Source organism: Anaerotruncus sp. 1XD42-93, from assembly GCF_009917605.1.
In the GTDB taxonomy this organism is placed as follows: Bacteria; Bacillota; Clostridia; order Oscillospirales; family Ruminococcaceae; genus Anaerotruncus.
This window is the reverse complement of record NZ_QZEG01000015.1, coordinates 18,462-31,142: the sequence shown is the minus strand read 5'-3', so window position 1 is coordinate 31,142 and position 12,681 is coordinate 18,462. Positions and strand designations below refer to the sequence as shown.

The window sequence follows — 12,681 nt, the reverse complement described above, 5'->3', positions numbered from 1 at the left end:
TATGATAATAGTATATCAGAATCTAGCGCCGGTGTCAAACCGGCGGGGCGATTTTTTCACCCCGCCGGGGGACTGTTTAAAACTGAATTTTTGCCCTGACATACTCTGCAAGCGCTTCGACCTTGATGCGCTCCTGCGCCATCGTGTCACGGTCGCGGACAGTCACACAGCCATCCGTCTCGGAATCAAAGTCATAGGTGATGCAGAGCGGGGTACCGATCTCGTCCTGACGGCGGTACCGTTTTCCGATCGAGCCTGCGTCATCATAATCGACCATAAACTCTTTGGAGAGGGTTTCATAAATTTTGCCCGCGCCCTCGTTCAGCTTTTTGGAGAGGGGCAGCACACAGGCCTTGAACGGGGCGAGTGCAGGATGCAGACGCATGACGACCCGGATATCCTCCTTGCCCTTGTCGTCGGTGCTGACAACCTCTTCGTCATAAGCGTCACAAAGGAAGGCCAGCGCGACACGGTCGGCGCCGAGCGACGGTTCCACCACATAGGGGACATACCGTTCGTTGGTCTCCTGGTCGAAGTAGTCGAGGGCTTTTCCGGATTCCTCCGAATGGCGCCCGAGGTCGTAATTGGTGCGGTCGGCAATCCCCCACAGTTCGCCCCAGCCAAACGGGAAGAGGTATTCGATGTCGGTGGTTGCCTTGGAATAGAACGACAGCTCCTCCTGGGCATGGTCGCGCAGGCGCAGGTTCTCTTTGGCCATGCCGAGCGAGAGCAGCCAGTTTTCGCAGAAGCCGCGCCAGTACTGGAACCACTCCAGGTCAGTGTCAGGCTTGCAGAAGAATTCCAGCTCCATCTGCTCGAACTCGCGGATCCGGAAGATGAAGTTTCCAGGGGTGATCTCATTGCGGAAGGATTTGCCGATCTGCCCAACGCCGAACGGCAGTTTTTTGCGGGTGGTGCGCTGGACGTTCTGGAAGTTGACAAAGATGCCCTGCGCGGTTTCCGGGCGCAGATAAAGTTCGCTTTTTGCGTCCTCGGTCACCCCCTGGAAGGTTTTGAACATCAGGTTGAATTTACGGATGTCGGTGAAATTTTCCCCGCCGCAGTCAGGACATTTGATGTGATGCTCCTGGATATAGGACATCATCTGTTCGTTGGTCCAGCCGTCCGCAGCTTCACCGGTCACATCTTCGATCAGCTTGTCCGCACGATGGCGGGTCTTGCAGTCCTTGCAGTCCATCAGCGGGTCGGAGAAGCCGCCCACATGCCCCGATGCCACCCACACCTGCGGATTCATCAGGATGGCCGAATCCAGCCCGACGTTGTAGGGGGACTCCTGTACAAACTTTTTCCACCAGGCGCGTTTGACATTGTTTTTGAACTCAACACCGAGCGGGCCGTAATCCCATGAATTGGAAAGGCCACCGTAAATCTCGGAGCCGGGATAGACAAAACCGCGGCTCTTGCAGAGGTTTACCACCTTTTCCATCGTTTTATCACTATGCTTCATTAGCGTCATCCTCTCAATCTCTCAGTAACGAAAAGTCATGTGCATTATTATACCCCGTTGCGGGAACCGGGTCAAGCGGAAAGCGGGAAAATCTCCCCACTTTTTGCGGAGGAACAGACAACAGCCCGTTTTGGGCTGGGGACAGAAGCGCTAGCCCGGGTTGGCAAGGACAGGCTGTCTGTGGCGGAATCAGCCGAGCGGGGAGAGGTCAAGCCGGTCAAACCCGGCGAGCAGCTCTTTGGCGATCCCTGTCAGACGGGCACAGTCCCCCTCGCGGCGCCCCTCGAGGTTGAGCGGCATCAGCGGGTCATGCAGCGACATCCGCAGCAGCATCCAGCCCTGCACCGCCTCGCTGTCGAACGAGAGGCGCACCCCCTCATAAGAGTTGGGAGCGATCTGGAACCCCCGCTCCTGTGCGCGGGTTTCAAATGCCTCCAGCACCTCCTGTCCATAACGCTGGAACCCCTCCCCGGCGATCTTCATCCGGTACTCCTGCGCTTCGAAGAGGGGCGGCAGACCGGCGATGAGCGAATCGACCTGCTTGCCCTGCCTGCGGGCATTTGCGGCGGCGATTAACAGTTTGACCGCGAGATAGGCCCCATCATCCAGGAAGTAGTTTTCCGAAAGCGCGCCATGTCCAGAGGTCTCGATTGCGAGCGGCGAGAGAATCCCCTCGGCGTTCAGCCGCCGGGACTCGTTGATGACATTTTTATAGCCGCGCTTGAACCGGTGGTGTTTCATCCCGAGATCCTCCTCCAGGAAGCGGGTCAGCCGGTCGGAGGTGACCGAGTCGGTGACCACCGTCCCGCCCGGATATTCGTCCGCGAGGATCGCCGCCATCATGGCGATAATCGCATCCCGGTTTACCTCCGAACCGTCGTGCAGGACCGCGGACATCCGGTCGACATCGGTGTCAAAGATAATCCCAAGGTCTGCATGGCTTTCGAGCGTCGCCTGCCGTACCGCCTCCATCGCCTGCTTGTCCTCCGGGTTGGGGATGTGATTGGGGAACGTCCCGTCTGGGTCCAGATAGCGGCTGCCGGAGGTGTCCGCCCCGAGCGGTTTCAGCACCTGCTCGACAAAAAAGCCGCCCGCCCCGTTGCCCGCGTCAACCGCGATTTTCAGCCCTGCCAGCGGATGCGCATAATCCTCCGCCTTGACCCCGTCGCAGATTTTTTTGCGCAGGCTTGCGGCATAGAGGGAGAGCAGGTCGACCGGTTCGATCCCTTCCAGCGATGCCTCTGCGGCGTCCAGCCCTCCGGCATCCTCGAGCAGGGCGGTGATATCAGCGTGCTCCAGCCCTCCGTCTGCATCGAAAAATTTCAGGCCGTTGCGGTTGAACGGGAGATGGCTGGCGGTAATCATAATCGCCCCGTCACAAGCGGTCTCGGGGAAGAGGACCGACATAAACATTGAGGGGGTGGATGCCAGCCCGCAGTCAAGCGCGGCAGCCTTCTGCGCCCGCAGGCCGCCCAGCACCTCCGCCTTGAGTGCGGGCGCGGAGATGCGGGAATCGTGCCCCACGCTGATCCGCAGATCTTCCGCCGGCTTTCTGGTTTTGGCGGAAAGCCAGCGTGCGAACGCCTGGGCAATCCGGTTTGCGGCCTCGCCGGTCAGGGTGACGGGCTGTCCCTCTATCCCTTCCACCGCAACTCCCCGCACGTCACTGCCATTTTGCAGCCGGCGCATTTCCTGTCTGGTAATCGACATAAAAAACCCTCCTGAAAGATATAGATGAAAACAGATTGCGCAAAAACCATTTGATCCTGTTCAAATGTCTCGATTCTTGTTTACAGTATAGCACAAAATAGGCTCCGGCGAAAGATTTTCCAGCCCGGCCCTATCTTTTTTCCTGGAAATATGGTATAGTCAAACCACTTTCATAACAGATACATTTTAAATCGGGAGGTATTGCCATGGAGTTAAAGATCGTCGAGTGGGTTGCGCAGAACCTGCATCATCCGGTTCTGGACCGCATCATGGTCTGGATTACCCACCTGGGGGATAACGGCTATCTCTGGGTAGCGGTCTGCCTGCTCCTGCTCTGTTATAAGCCTACCCGCAAATGGGGCGGCGTGATGGCGCTTTCCCTGCTGCTCATGTTGATCTTTGGGGAGGGGACGCTGAAAAACCTGTTCCAGCGCGCCCGCCCTTATACCCACCTGCCCAACCTCCAGCTTCTGATCCCGCCGGAGCCCTCTTACTCGTTCCCCTCGGGCCATGCCGCGGTTTCGTTTGCAGGGGCAATGGTGGTCTGGATGATGGACCCTAAGCGATGGGGGCGGCTGGCGCTGGCAACTGCGCTGCTCATCCTGTTTTCGCGGCTTTACCTGTCGGTGCACTATCCCACCGACCTGCTCGCGGGAGCGCTGCTTGGGACTGGCTGCGCCTATGCCGCACGCTGGCTGTTTGAACTGTGGATTCCGATTCGAAAAACGGAGGGGAAGTAAGATGGCAGCTGTCGTTATCCGGTACGCCGGCACAAGGCGGATGCTCCCGTTGGATGCGCCCACCCTGCTTTCCGCTCTGCTTGAGCAGGCAGAGGTTCCGCTGGCGAAACCCTGCGGGGGTGCGCATACCTGCGGAAAATGCAAGGTCCGCGCATACGGCGCACTCTCCCCGCTCTCCCAAGAAGAACGCCGGCTGCTGACCATTGGGGAACAGCTCGAAAACTGGCGGCTCGCCTGCGCTGCCGAGGCGGTGGGGGACTGCACCGTCGAGATCGGGGAAGCGGTGTCTGCGCAGATACAGACTGCCGGACAGGTCAACAGTTGGGAGGGCAGCTCCCTGTTTGGGGCGGAGGGATATGCGCTCGCCGCCGACATCGGCACTACAACGGTTGCCGTTTATCTGGTCAGCCTCTCCGAGCCGTTTAGCGGGGCCTGTCCATCCACCAGTGAGCTGAATGCGCAGGCCCCCTATGGCGCGGATGTAATCTCCCGGATCGCCTCCGTTTCTCAAAAAGGGGTTGTCCCACTGCGGGAAGCGATCCTGCGGCAGTTGGACAGGCTGTTTATCTCCCTGCTTGAAACAGCCGGCGTTCCAAAACAGGCTGTGCGGGGCGTGGTGCTCACCGGAAACACAACCATGCTCCATCTGGCGGCAGGGTTGGATCCATCGGGCATCGCCGCCGCTCCCTATATCCCACAGAGCCTGTTCGGCGTGCTCTACAGCGCCCGGGGATGGTTCCCATCCCTTTCGCCTGCGGTACAGGTTTATCTGGCGCCCTGCATCAGCGCTTATCTGGGCGGGGACTTGACCTGCGCACTGCTTTCCTCTCCGTTGCGCCAGTGGGAGCTGTTGATCGACGTCGGCACCAATGGTGAGATGGCGCTGATGACCCCGGACGGCCTGTTCTGCTGCTCGACCGCCGCGGGTCCCGCGTTCGAGGGGGCAGGGCTTCGGTGTGGCCGTACCGCCGGGCCAGGTGCAATCGACCGGGTTGCAATCCGGGAAGGCATCCCGGATTGCCGGGTGATCGGTGGCGGCCCCGCATTGGGAATCTGCGGCACTGGCGCGATTCACGCGGTCGCGGCACTGCTGGAAGCGGGCCTGCTCGATGAAACCGGCCTGCTGGACGAACGATATGGGGAGGAATTTCCCCTGCAGAATGGGGTGGTGCTGACCCAACAGGACATTCGGCAGCTCCAGCTCGCAAAGGCTGCGATCGCTGCGGGGGCGGACACTCTGTTGCATCACGCAGGGGTCTCCTGTGACCGGCTGGCAGGAGTCAGTCTGGCGGGTGGGTTCGGCAGTTATATCGACCCTGCTGCCGCCATGCGGATTGGGCTGCTGCCCCGTATCAGCGCGCCAGTGGTTTCGATGGGCAATGCGGCAGGAATGGGCGCCTGTCTCTGCGCACAGTCGGAACCTGCTCTGCACGAGGCCGAACGGATTGCACAGGATGCCCGTACGATCGAATTGGCATCCGACCCATTTTTCAACGAAAGATATATCGAACAGATGCTTTTTACCCCATAATAAAAAGGTCCGCCTTTCCGTATTCCGGAGAGGCGGACTTTTCTACTCTACAGGGCATGAACGCCTGTTTCACATCCAGACGAAAAACAAATCCTCATCCGTAGCTTTTGATTCGTGCATACTTTTCCCGCGTGGCAATCCCGCCCCGGATGTGCCGTTCGGACTTGTTTAGATCAAGTACCTGCTTGACCTGCGCATAGATCGTGGGGTTGATTTTCTTTAAACGATCAGTTACATCCTTGTGTAAGGTTATCGCTAATTAGAACGGTATTATCCAGCCCCAGATCGCCTAAAAGGCGCAGGTAGATGTCAACATTCCCCTCTTTATCCACCTCAATTTTTTGTATAATGCGCTTGAGTTGGGTGTTGGTCATCTGGTGGACATCGGTGATGTCCTCGATCTCCCTGAAGGTGCCGGTCAGGACGCTCTCCAACTGTTCCCCGCGGGTCAGATTGTAGGAGATCATCTTCAGCTCGTTTTCCAGTCGTTCGATCTCCCCCCGCATCCCGCCGATCTTGGCGTTCAGCTCGTCCCGGGAGATCAGGTCGTCGGCGTACATGTCCATGTACTTCTGCCGTGTCTTTTGCAGCTTGGTGAGCTGGGCGGTCAGCTCCTTCTCGTAGTCCAGGTTCTCGTCCTTGGCCTTGTAGACCTTCTGAAACTGGTTCACCACATAGCTGATGACGGACTTCTTTGCTTTCAGCAGTCCGGCGAAGTATTCCTGCAAGACCTCGATCAGTTCCTCCTCATCCACCGTCACGGCGTTGGGGCAGCTGTCGGCTCCCCGTCCGTTGTGACCGGAGCAGACCCAGCGTACATAGGTGTTTTTATAGGTGCGGACGGTACGCCGGAAAGACCAGCCGCACTCCTTACACTTGATGAGGGTGGAGAACAGATGCTTGCTGCTGTGCCGCTCTCGGGTGATCTTAAAGGCACTGTGCCGGGAGTGCAGAACCTCCTGGGCCTGTTGGAAGGTTTCATCGTCAATGATGCGCAGCTCGGGCTTGTCCACCACGATCCAGTCAGTTTCGTCCCTGTCCGCCCGCTGTCCGGTGAGGAAGTCCGTGACCTCCTGCTTGCCGTTGATGATCTTCCCGGTATACAGCTCGTTTCGGAGGATGTGGCCTACGGCGTTTTGACTCCACTGGCAGTTACGCTTGGTCTTGAGGCCCCGCTCATTGAGCATGTTTGCAATCTTGGCGGAGCCGTAGCCCTCCTGGGTGTACCAGCGGTAGATCTGCCGGATGACAGCGGCCTCCTCCTGGTTGATGGTCAGGTTAAAATAGTCCCCGATGGTTTTGTCGTAGCCGTAGACGATATTGGGAACCCGTCCCTTCTCGGCGTTCAGCTTCTTGCCGAACTTCACCCGCTTGGAGGTGTTGGCGCTCTCCTCCTGAGCCAGCGCGCCGAAGATGGTCAGCACGAACTCGCTGTTGCCCATGCTGGTCATGTTGGCGGTGAGGAACTGGGTCTCGATGCCCAGGGCTTTCAGCCTGCGGACATTTTGCAGCAGGTCCACCGTGTTTCGGGCAAAGCGTGAGATGTCCTTGACCACCACCATGTCGAACAGGTGGTGCTCGGCGTCCGCCATCATCCGCAGGAACTCCTTGCGGTTCTTGATCTTGGTACCGGACAGCCCTTCATCGGCGTACAGGCGGATAAGGGTATCCCCGGTGCGCTGGGTATATTCAGAGAAGAACTCCTTTTGGGCCTCCAAACTGTTGAGCTGGTCTTCTTTCTCCGTGGAGACACGGCAGTAAGCGGCGATGTTCATAGGCAAACCTCTCTGTTAAAATCAAAGCGTTCTATTATATCTATATGATAGCATACCTTCACCAGAGGATCAACGCCGAAATTTAGCGGTATTAATTTTAGTAAATCGTAATTGACTAAATTGTGCCGGATGTGATATACTAAATACAGCGAATGGAGGTGCGCCTATGTTTATCGGAAGAGAGCGGGAGTTGAAATCGTTGGAACAGCTATACACATCGGGCAAGTTTGAGTTTGCCGTTGTGTATGGCCGCCGTCGCGTGGGAAAGACGGCTCTTCTGACCCAGTTTATCCAAGGGAAGAAAGCCATCTACTTCATGGGTGTGGAGAGTAACGCCAAACAGAATCTGGAAAACCTCAGCAAGAGTATCCTGGAATACGCCAGCGGTATTGCAGCGGAGAACTCCTTTTTGTCCTTCCAAGCGGCGCTGGAATATGTGTTCAAGCTGGCGGAAAAGGAACGGGTGGTTCTCGTTCTGGACGAGTACCCCTATGTGGCTCGCTCCTCCAAAAGCCTTGCCTCCACCTTGCAGCTTTTGATCGACAAGAATAAAGATACCTCCAAGCTGATGTTGATTCTCTGCGGTTCATCTATGTCCTATATGGAGGATCAGGTTTTGGCATACAAGGCCCCGCTCTACGGCAGACGCACGGCACAGATGAAGCTGCTGCCTTTCGACTTCGAGGAGACCTGCCGCTATTTCAGCCACTTCAAGGGCGAGGACAAGGCGTTGGCCTACGGGATCGTCGGGGGGACACCACAATACCTGCTGCAAATCAACGACCGCCTGAGCATTGAGGAAAACATCAAAAATACCTTCCTCAATCCGATTTCCTTTCTCTATGAGGAGCCGGTGAACCTTCTGAAACAGGAAGTGCGGGAACCAGCCATCTATACGGCGATCATTACCGCCATTGCAGCAGGGGCTTCTCGGATGTCGGAGATTTCAAGCAAGGTGGGGGAGGATACCAACGTCTGCGCCAGCTACATCAAGAATCTCATCAGCTTGGGGATCGTGCAGAAGGAGACTCCCTATGGGGAGAAGGCTTCCCGTAAGTCCCTGTACTCTATCGAGGATAATATGTTCCGCTTCTGGTATCGCTTTGTGCTGGAGAACAACTCCTTGATCGCCCGTGGAGCCGCTGACCTGGTGTACCAGCGCATTGCGCCGCAGCTCTCCGACTACATGGGAAGAGTGTTTGAGGAGATATGCAAGCAATACCTGTGGAAGCTGCTGCTGGAGGGTCAATCCCCTGTGGAGTTTACCTCTTTGGGGCGCTGGTGGGGGAACGATCCCATTGAAAAAGCCCAGGCGGAGATCGACATATTGGGGGAGCAGGACAAGACTACCGCCCTCTTTGGCGAGTGCAAGTGGACGAACGAAAAGGTTGACCTGGGTGTGTTAGAGACGCTGCTCCACCGCAGCCGGTTGTTTCCGTACAGCAAGGTACACTATTTTCTGTTTTCCAAGTCCGGCTTTACCAAGGGCTGTATGGAGAAAGCAAACGAGCTGGGTAATGTGACGCTGGTCAGCTATGATGATATGCTGAAGGCTATGGAATGCAGATAAAAAAGAGGGACACCCCGCGTCATGCGGAGTGTCCCTGGCAGCGGCCCGGTTTCTCATCGGCTGGGATGGTCTCGGCGGCTTTCTGTATCGCCGCCTCCACCTTTCCCGCGTTGGCCTCGATGAAAATTTTCAGTATGTAGTCGGCGGTCACTGCCGCTGGGTTGGGGTCGTGAAACCGGTAGCTGAGCTTGCGCTGCTTCACAGTGGCATTGCCACCTCCTTCTTAGCGGATGTTCCTTGTACAATCTATGAACGTCCGGCGGAAAATAGTACCAACTTCGGGTCATGCCTTCCCCTCTCACAAGGATAATATATAAGCGAACGGCGGCCTGATGCGGATTTCGTCACCGTGACAGCTCCATTTCCGGCTCCTGCTTTGGCTGGCGCTCTTGGGCGCGTTCATCATTGCGGTCACGAATGGCGCGCTTCCGATCGCCGGCGGCCGTGCGTTCGCCGCGCTGCTCCTTCTGCCAGTCGATGCGGCTCAGGTGAATGGTGGGCTCACGGTCATACTTTCCCTGAACCTCCAGGCTCTCGTGGCTGACGCGGATGTCCAACCCGTTTTGCTTGTAGGCCCGATTTTGCACCTCTGCCCATTGCTCCCGCCAGATATTGATATACCCCCGCTTATCACGTTCCCTGTCTTTCCGCTTACGAAAGCCACCCTCTCCAACGGCCCGGGTGGGGACGATGATATGGACATGCGGGTTGTTTTTGGACGAATCATCACGATTGCGGCCCCGATGGATAGCTGCAATCGCACACAGGTCATAGGGCAGGAAATTGCTCTCTATGAACTCATGAACGATCCGAACCAATTCCCCAGGAGGCAGCTCGTTGGGCAAAGAGCCGATGAACTGCCGCGCCGTGCGGGCATCCCAGCGTACCTCCGCCCGCTCGATCTCATCGCAGAGCTCCTGGAGAGTCCGAAACTGCGGCGGCGCGCTATCGGGCAGAAATATCTTCTCCCACACAACGTCCTGCCGGTGGTTATAATATGTCCTACCGTTGTAGCTGTCGCGCAGTGTCCGCCCGCAGATGTAGCTGACTGCGCCGGTAACAGAGCCTCCTTTCCCGCGGCTGATGATTTTAGTCTCAAAATGGTAATTCGCCATAAATCTCGCCCTTCCTTTCGCACTGTTGCATCATTACTAATTACTAAAGCAGAGCACTCAAACGGGTGCGCGCCATTCTCCATCCGGGTCATCCGATACCAGTTGAGCCGCCCGGCCTTTCAGTTCTTCAACCAATTCATAATCAATAGATAGGACGTACAGAAATGCTTCCAAGGGTTCAAAGCTATCGGTATTCTCGCCATTTGTTTCCTGCTCAAGGTCTGAGACTTGGGGGAAATACTTAGCAACTAGTTCCCCAATGGCGTAGCTGCGGCGGTTGTCCTTTTTCTTCTGTGCCTCCTGAGCAGCCCGTTCTTCCTGTCTCCGCTTCCGTTCAGCGGCATCAATACGCCGGTTGGCATTTGCGGTTCGTTCCTCAATGGACATGATTTTCGCTCCTTCGTTCTTTTTAGAATGATAAGTGATGATTTCTGTCGGGCGTATGACCGTGCAGGGGATTGCATGAGCATCCGAAGTATCAGCCGGTATGATCGAGATGATTTTTGCACGGATCACCTGAGGGGTAGCCGATAGCATGGAACACATTTCGTCGTCCGGCCGAAGCTTCTTCACCCGGCAGGATCCATATGGGGACAGAACAAGTACCTCCTCCAACGTTGACAGCTCATGGGGTTGCACGACCCACTCCCTAACTTCGTTGGTTTGCCTGTTGTAACCTGTGGTGTCCAGCTCTTCGTCCATCTGCTCACTTGTACTATGCCGGCTGCATATATGGGTCCCGACCAGCTCGCACAGGTATTTCTGCGTGTCGGCATCGTTGGCCCGCAGGATTGCTTGGAATTGGCAGTTGTCAAAGATGATCCGCCGGTCATGTTCGCCGTAGATTTTGTCCAGCTGTGCAACGCTTTGGACCATCAAACAGATGTTGACGTTTTTGCTGCGCAGGGTAGCCATGGCGGCGGTAATCATTGGGAGCTTTCCAAACCGGGCGAACTCGTCCATCAGCAGCAGCGTTTGACGATTGCTTGCACCCCCCGCACTGTATTTTTCGGGCCGGCGCTCCAAATGCCGAATCAGTTGGATGTACATAAGGTTGATCGCTCCACTCCATTGATCAATTTTATCTGCGGGAATACGCAGGAAAATGTTATAATGATCGAGGTCGCTCCAATTGAAACAGCTTGCTCCCTCGCGCTGGCCCCGAAACGCATGGCTGATATACGGATCGGCGGCAAAAAGCATGAGCTTGTTGCGCATCCCCCTGTCAATGTTGGCCAAGGTTTCCGGTTTCATGACAGCCATTTCTCCGAGGAGAATCCGCACACAAACGTCTTGGCTTTGCACCAGCGTTTTACATAATTCACTTGTTGACGAAGATAGAATTTTGCACATGATTTCACTGAAACTCAATCCAAGTTTGAAATAATAGAGGAGTGCCGCCGCAACTACCCCCTGTTCCGTTTCGGCCCAGAAGGGCTGCTTGTCCTCTGGCGAAACTGGAGCGATTGCCATGGCAATTTCCCTGACGTTGTTGAGGAGATTGTCCTCACCATCGTGTGACAGCAGCCAAAGCGGGTCGTAGCCAGGGCCCTCTGGCTGTGTAGGATCAAAAACGAGATAGGGGCGCGTGACAAGCCCCTGGTCACTCAGTTCCTCATAACACAGGGACAGCTCGCCTTTGACATCCGTAGCACAGATTGGCCCCTGCCATGTTTTTAACGTTGGTTTGGCAATTCCGGCACTCTTGCCGCTGCCGTTCCCGCCAACCACCATGAAATTTCCTTCGGTATTCTGCGGTATGCCGACGTAGCTGCTTCCTCCGGGCCCGCTTGGCAGGCCCAAAAAGAAACCGGGGCCGTCCCGTATGGGGAGGAGCATTTCTTTCGGAGGACTTCTCCCATCTGACTCCCGCGATTTCTGTAGATAGATATAATCTGCGCTCGTAAGCTTTACGCGACTGGCGTTGTAATCGGGATCACCCAGCCATGTGTTGTATTTTTCCTTTCCCATAACCCTTTAGCCGCCTCCTAATCATTAAGCCGGCCGAAGACCGGCTGCCGTACCCGATGTTTCAGATGCTTTCCACGTCTTCCGGCAAAAGCTGCTGGAGGATGGTCTGGCAGACTTTGCAAAGCTCAGAGGCAAAGGTGTCATATAAACCAGAAGTGCCGTTTATAATACTTGCCAGCTCTGACACATCATTTCTAATTCGATCAAACCGCTCACTGAGGCCGTCTTTAGTCGAGGTTTGGGGTTCTGCCTGCTGGGAGACTTGAGCGGTGGATGATTTCCCATTTTTCCATTTTAGAAATTCCCGGATTTTGGCCTCCAACTCCCGTTTTGTCATGTCTTTGACTTTATCCAGCCCATTTATAAAATCCCCAAATTCTGCAAGTTGTTGTTGGGACATTTTGCAGAGCAGGTACGCTTGGGTAAACGTCAAACCCTGCACTGGCGCTTCGTTTTTATCTATCCATCGAGCGACTCTCATTAGCCGCTCGACCTTACAAACAGACAAATCTACATTCTCCTGAACCCATCCGAGCCACTCGCCATGTTTTCCATTTATCTCTTTTGCCTTCAAAAGCAATCGGCCAATTTCAAGATAAGACTTTTCAACATCATTTTGAAGAGAAATAATCTTATCCTTGATTTCATCAAGGTCTTGCGTGTGGCTTATCTTTGGCGGATCCATATTGGGGTTGGTAATGGGAGCGAATTTTCCTTGAGTAGACATCGTGTTACCTCCTTTAATTTATTTGGGCAAGCACAGAATAACAAAAAAGAGCACGTCCTGCGAACCGCAGGATA

Annotated in this window: 10 protein-coding genes and 1 pseudogene; 3 read left to right on the top strand and 8 right to left on the bottom strand. The window is 55.6% G+C overall.

Features of this window, described 5'->3' with window-relative positions:
* Positions 1-76 precede the first annotated feature (76 nt).
* Together D5269_RS07850 and D5269_RS07845 are read right to left on the bottom strand one after the other, a co-directional pair.
* A complete protein-coding gene (locus tag D5269_RS07850) occupies positions 77-1,468 on the bottom strand; it encodes a glycine--tRNA ligase (RefSeq protein ID WP_016317035.1) in 1,392 nt (463 codons plus the stop codon).
* 189 nt (positions 1,469-1,657) lie between these two features.
* On the bottom strand, positions 1,658-3,178 hold the full coding sequence (locus tag D5269_RS07845) for a phosphomannomutase/phosphoglucomutase (protein ID WP_199735723.1): 1,521 nt from the start codon (positions 3,176-3,178) through the stop codon (positions 1,658-1,660).
* A gap of 206 nt (positions 3,179-3,384) precedes the next feature.
* Here D5269_RS07845 and D5269_RS07840 point away from each other — a divergent pair, with 206 nt between their 5' ends.
* Together D5269_RS07840 and D5269_RS07835 are read left to right on the top strand one after the other, a co-directional pair.
* A complete protein-coding gene (locus tag D5269_RS07840; protein ID WP_120485318.1) occupies positions 3,385-3,918 on the top strand; it encodes a phosphatase PAP2 family protein in 534 nt (177 codons plus the stop codon).
* A 1-nt stretch (position 3,919) separates the two neighbouring features.
* Positions 3,920-5,449, top strand: a complete 1,530-nt coding sequence (locus D5269_RS07835; RefSeq protein ID WP_158604943.1) for an ASKHA domain-containing protein — start codon at positions 3,920-3,922, stop codon at positions 5,447-5,449.
* A gap of 94 nt (positions 5,450-5,543) precedes the next feature.
* Here the strand turns inward: D5269_RS07835 and D5269_RS07830 are convergent.
* Positions 5,544-5,699, bottom strand: a pseudogene (locus D5269_RS07830) (sporulation transcriptional regulator SpoIIID); the annotation flags it as partial.
* The gene (locus tag D5269_RS07825; RefSeq protein ID WP_120485316.1) at positions 5,677-7,224 is read right to left on the bottom strand and encodes a recombinase family protein; all 1,548 of its coding nucleotides are present in this window, start codon (positions 7,222-7,224) and stop codon (positions 5,677-5,679) included. The pseudogene D5269_RS07830 and the gene D5269_RS07825, both read right to left, overlap by 23 nt.
* A 166-nt stretch (positions 7,225-7,390) precedes the next feature.
* Between D5269_RS07825 and D5269_RS07820 the strand changes: the two genes are divergently transcribed.
* Complete coding sequence (locus D5269_RS07820) at positions 7,391-8,794, top strand: ATP-binding protein (RefSeq protein WP_120485315.1); 1,404 nt, start codon at positions 7,391-7,393, stop codon at positions 8,792-8,794.
* A 19-nt stretch (positions 8,795-8,813) separates the two neighbouring features.
* On the opposite strand, the gene D5269_RS07815 is transcribed toward D5269_RS07820, so the two are convergent.
* From D5269_RS07815 to D5269_RS07800, 4 genes are all read right to left on the bottom strand, one after another.
* Positions 8,814-8,996 carry a hypothetical protein gene (locus D5269_RS07815; RefSeq protein WP_120485314.1) on the bottom strand — a complete coding sequence of 61 codons (183 nt, stop codon included), beginning with the start codon at positions 8,994-8,996 and terminating at the stop codon, positions 8,814-8,816.
* Between the two features lie 142 nt (positions 8,997-9,138).
* A complete protein-coding gene (locus D5269_RS07810) occupies positions 9,139-9,909 on the bottom strand; it encodes a MobA/MobL family protein (RefSeq protein ID WP_120485313.1) in 771 nt (256 codons plus the stop codon).
* Between the two features lie 57 nt (positions 9,910-9,966).
* Positions 9,967-11,880 (bottom strand): type IV secretory system conjugative DNA transfer family protein, encoded by a 1,914-nt coding sequence (locus D5269_RS07805; RefSeq protein ID WP_120485312.1) that lies wholly within the window; start codon positions 11,878-11,880, stop codon positions 9,967-9,969.
* Between the two features lie 61 nt (positions 11,881-11,941).
* Positions 11,942-12,607: a DUF3102 domain-containing protein gene (locus D5269_RS07800; RefSeq protein WP_120485311.1), complete on the bottom strand. Its 666-nt coding sequence runs from the start codon at positions 12,605-12,607 to the stop codon at positions 11,942-11,944.
* Positions 12,608-12,681 lie beyond the last annotated feature (74 nt).

Excerpts from the sequence above, each read along its gene's own strand:
- D5269_RS07845 (WP_199735723.1), bottom strand. The coding sequence starts at position 3,178 with ATGTCGATTACCAGACAGGAAATGCGCCGGCTGCAAAATGGCAGTGAC.
- D5269_RS07825 (WP_120485316.1), bottom strand. The coding sequence starts at position 7,224 with ATGAACATCGCCGCTTACTGCCGTGTCTCCACGGAGAAAGAAGACCAG.
- D5269_RS07835 (WP_158604943.1), top strand. The coding sequence starts at position 3,920 with ATGGCAGCTGTCGTTATCCGGTACGCCGGCACAAGGCGGATGCTCCCG.
- D5269_RS07850 (WP_016317035.1), bottom strand. The coding sequence starts at position 1,468 with ATGAAGCATAGTGATAAAACGATGGAAAAGGTGGTAAACCTCTGCAAG.
- D5269_RS07810 (WP_120485313.1), bottom strand. The coding sequence starts at position 9,909 with ATGGCGAATTACCATTTTGAGACTAAAATCATCAGCCGCGGGAAAGGA.
- D5269_RS07840 (WP_120485318.1), top strand. The coding sequence starts at position 3,385 with ATGGAGTTAAAGATCGTCGAGTGGGTTGCGCAGAACCTGCATCATCCG.
- D5269_RS07820 (WP_120485315.1), top strand. The coding sequence starts at position 7,391 with ATGTTTATCGGAAGAGAGCGGGAGTTGAAATCGTTGGAACAGCTATAC.
- D5269_RS07800 (WP_120485311.1), bottom strand. The coding sequence starts at position 12,607 with ATGTCTACTCAAGGAAAATTCGCTCCCATTACCAACCCCAATATGGAT.
- D5269_RS07805 (WP_120485312.1), bottom strand. The coding sequence starts at position 11,880 with ATGGGAAAGGAAAAATACAACACATGGCTGGGTGATCCCGATTACAAC.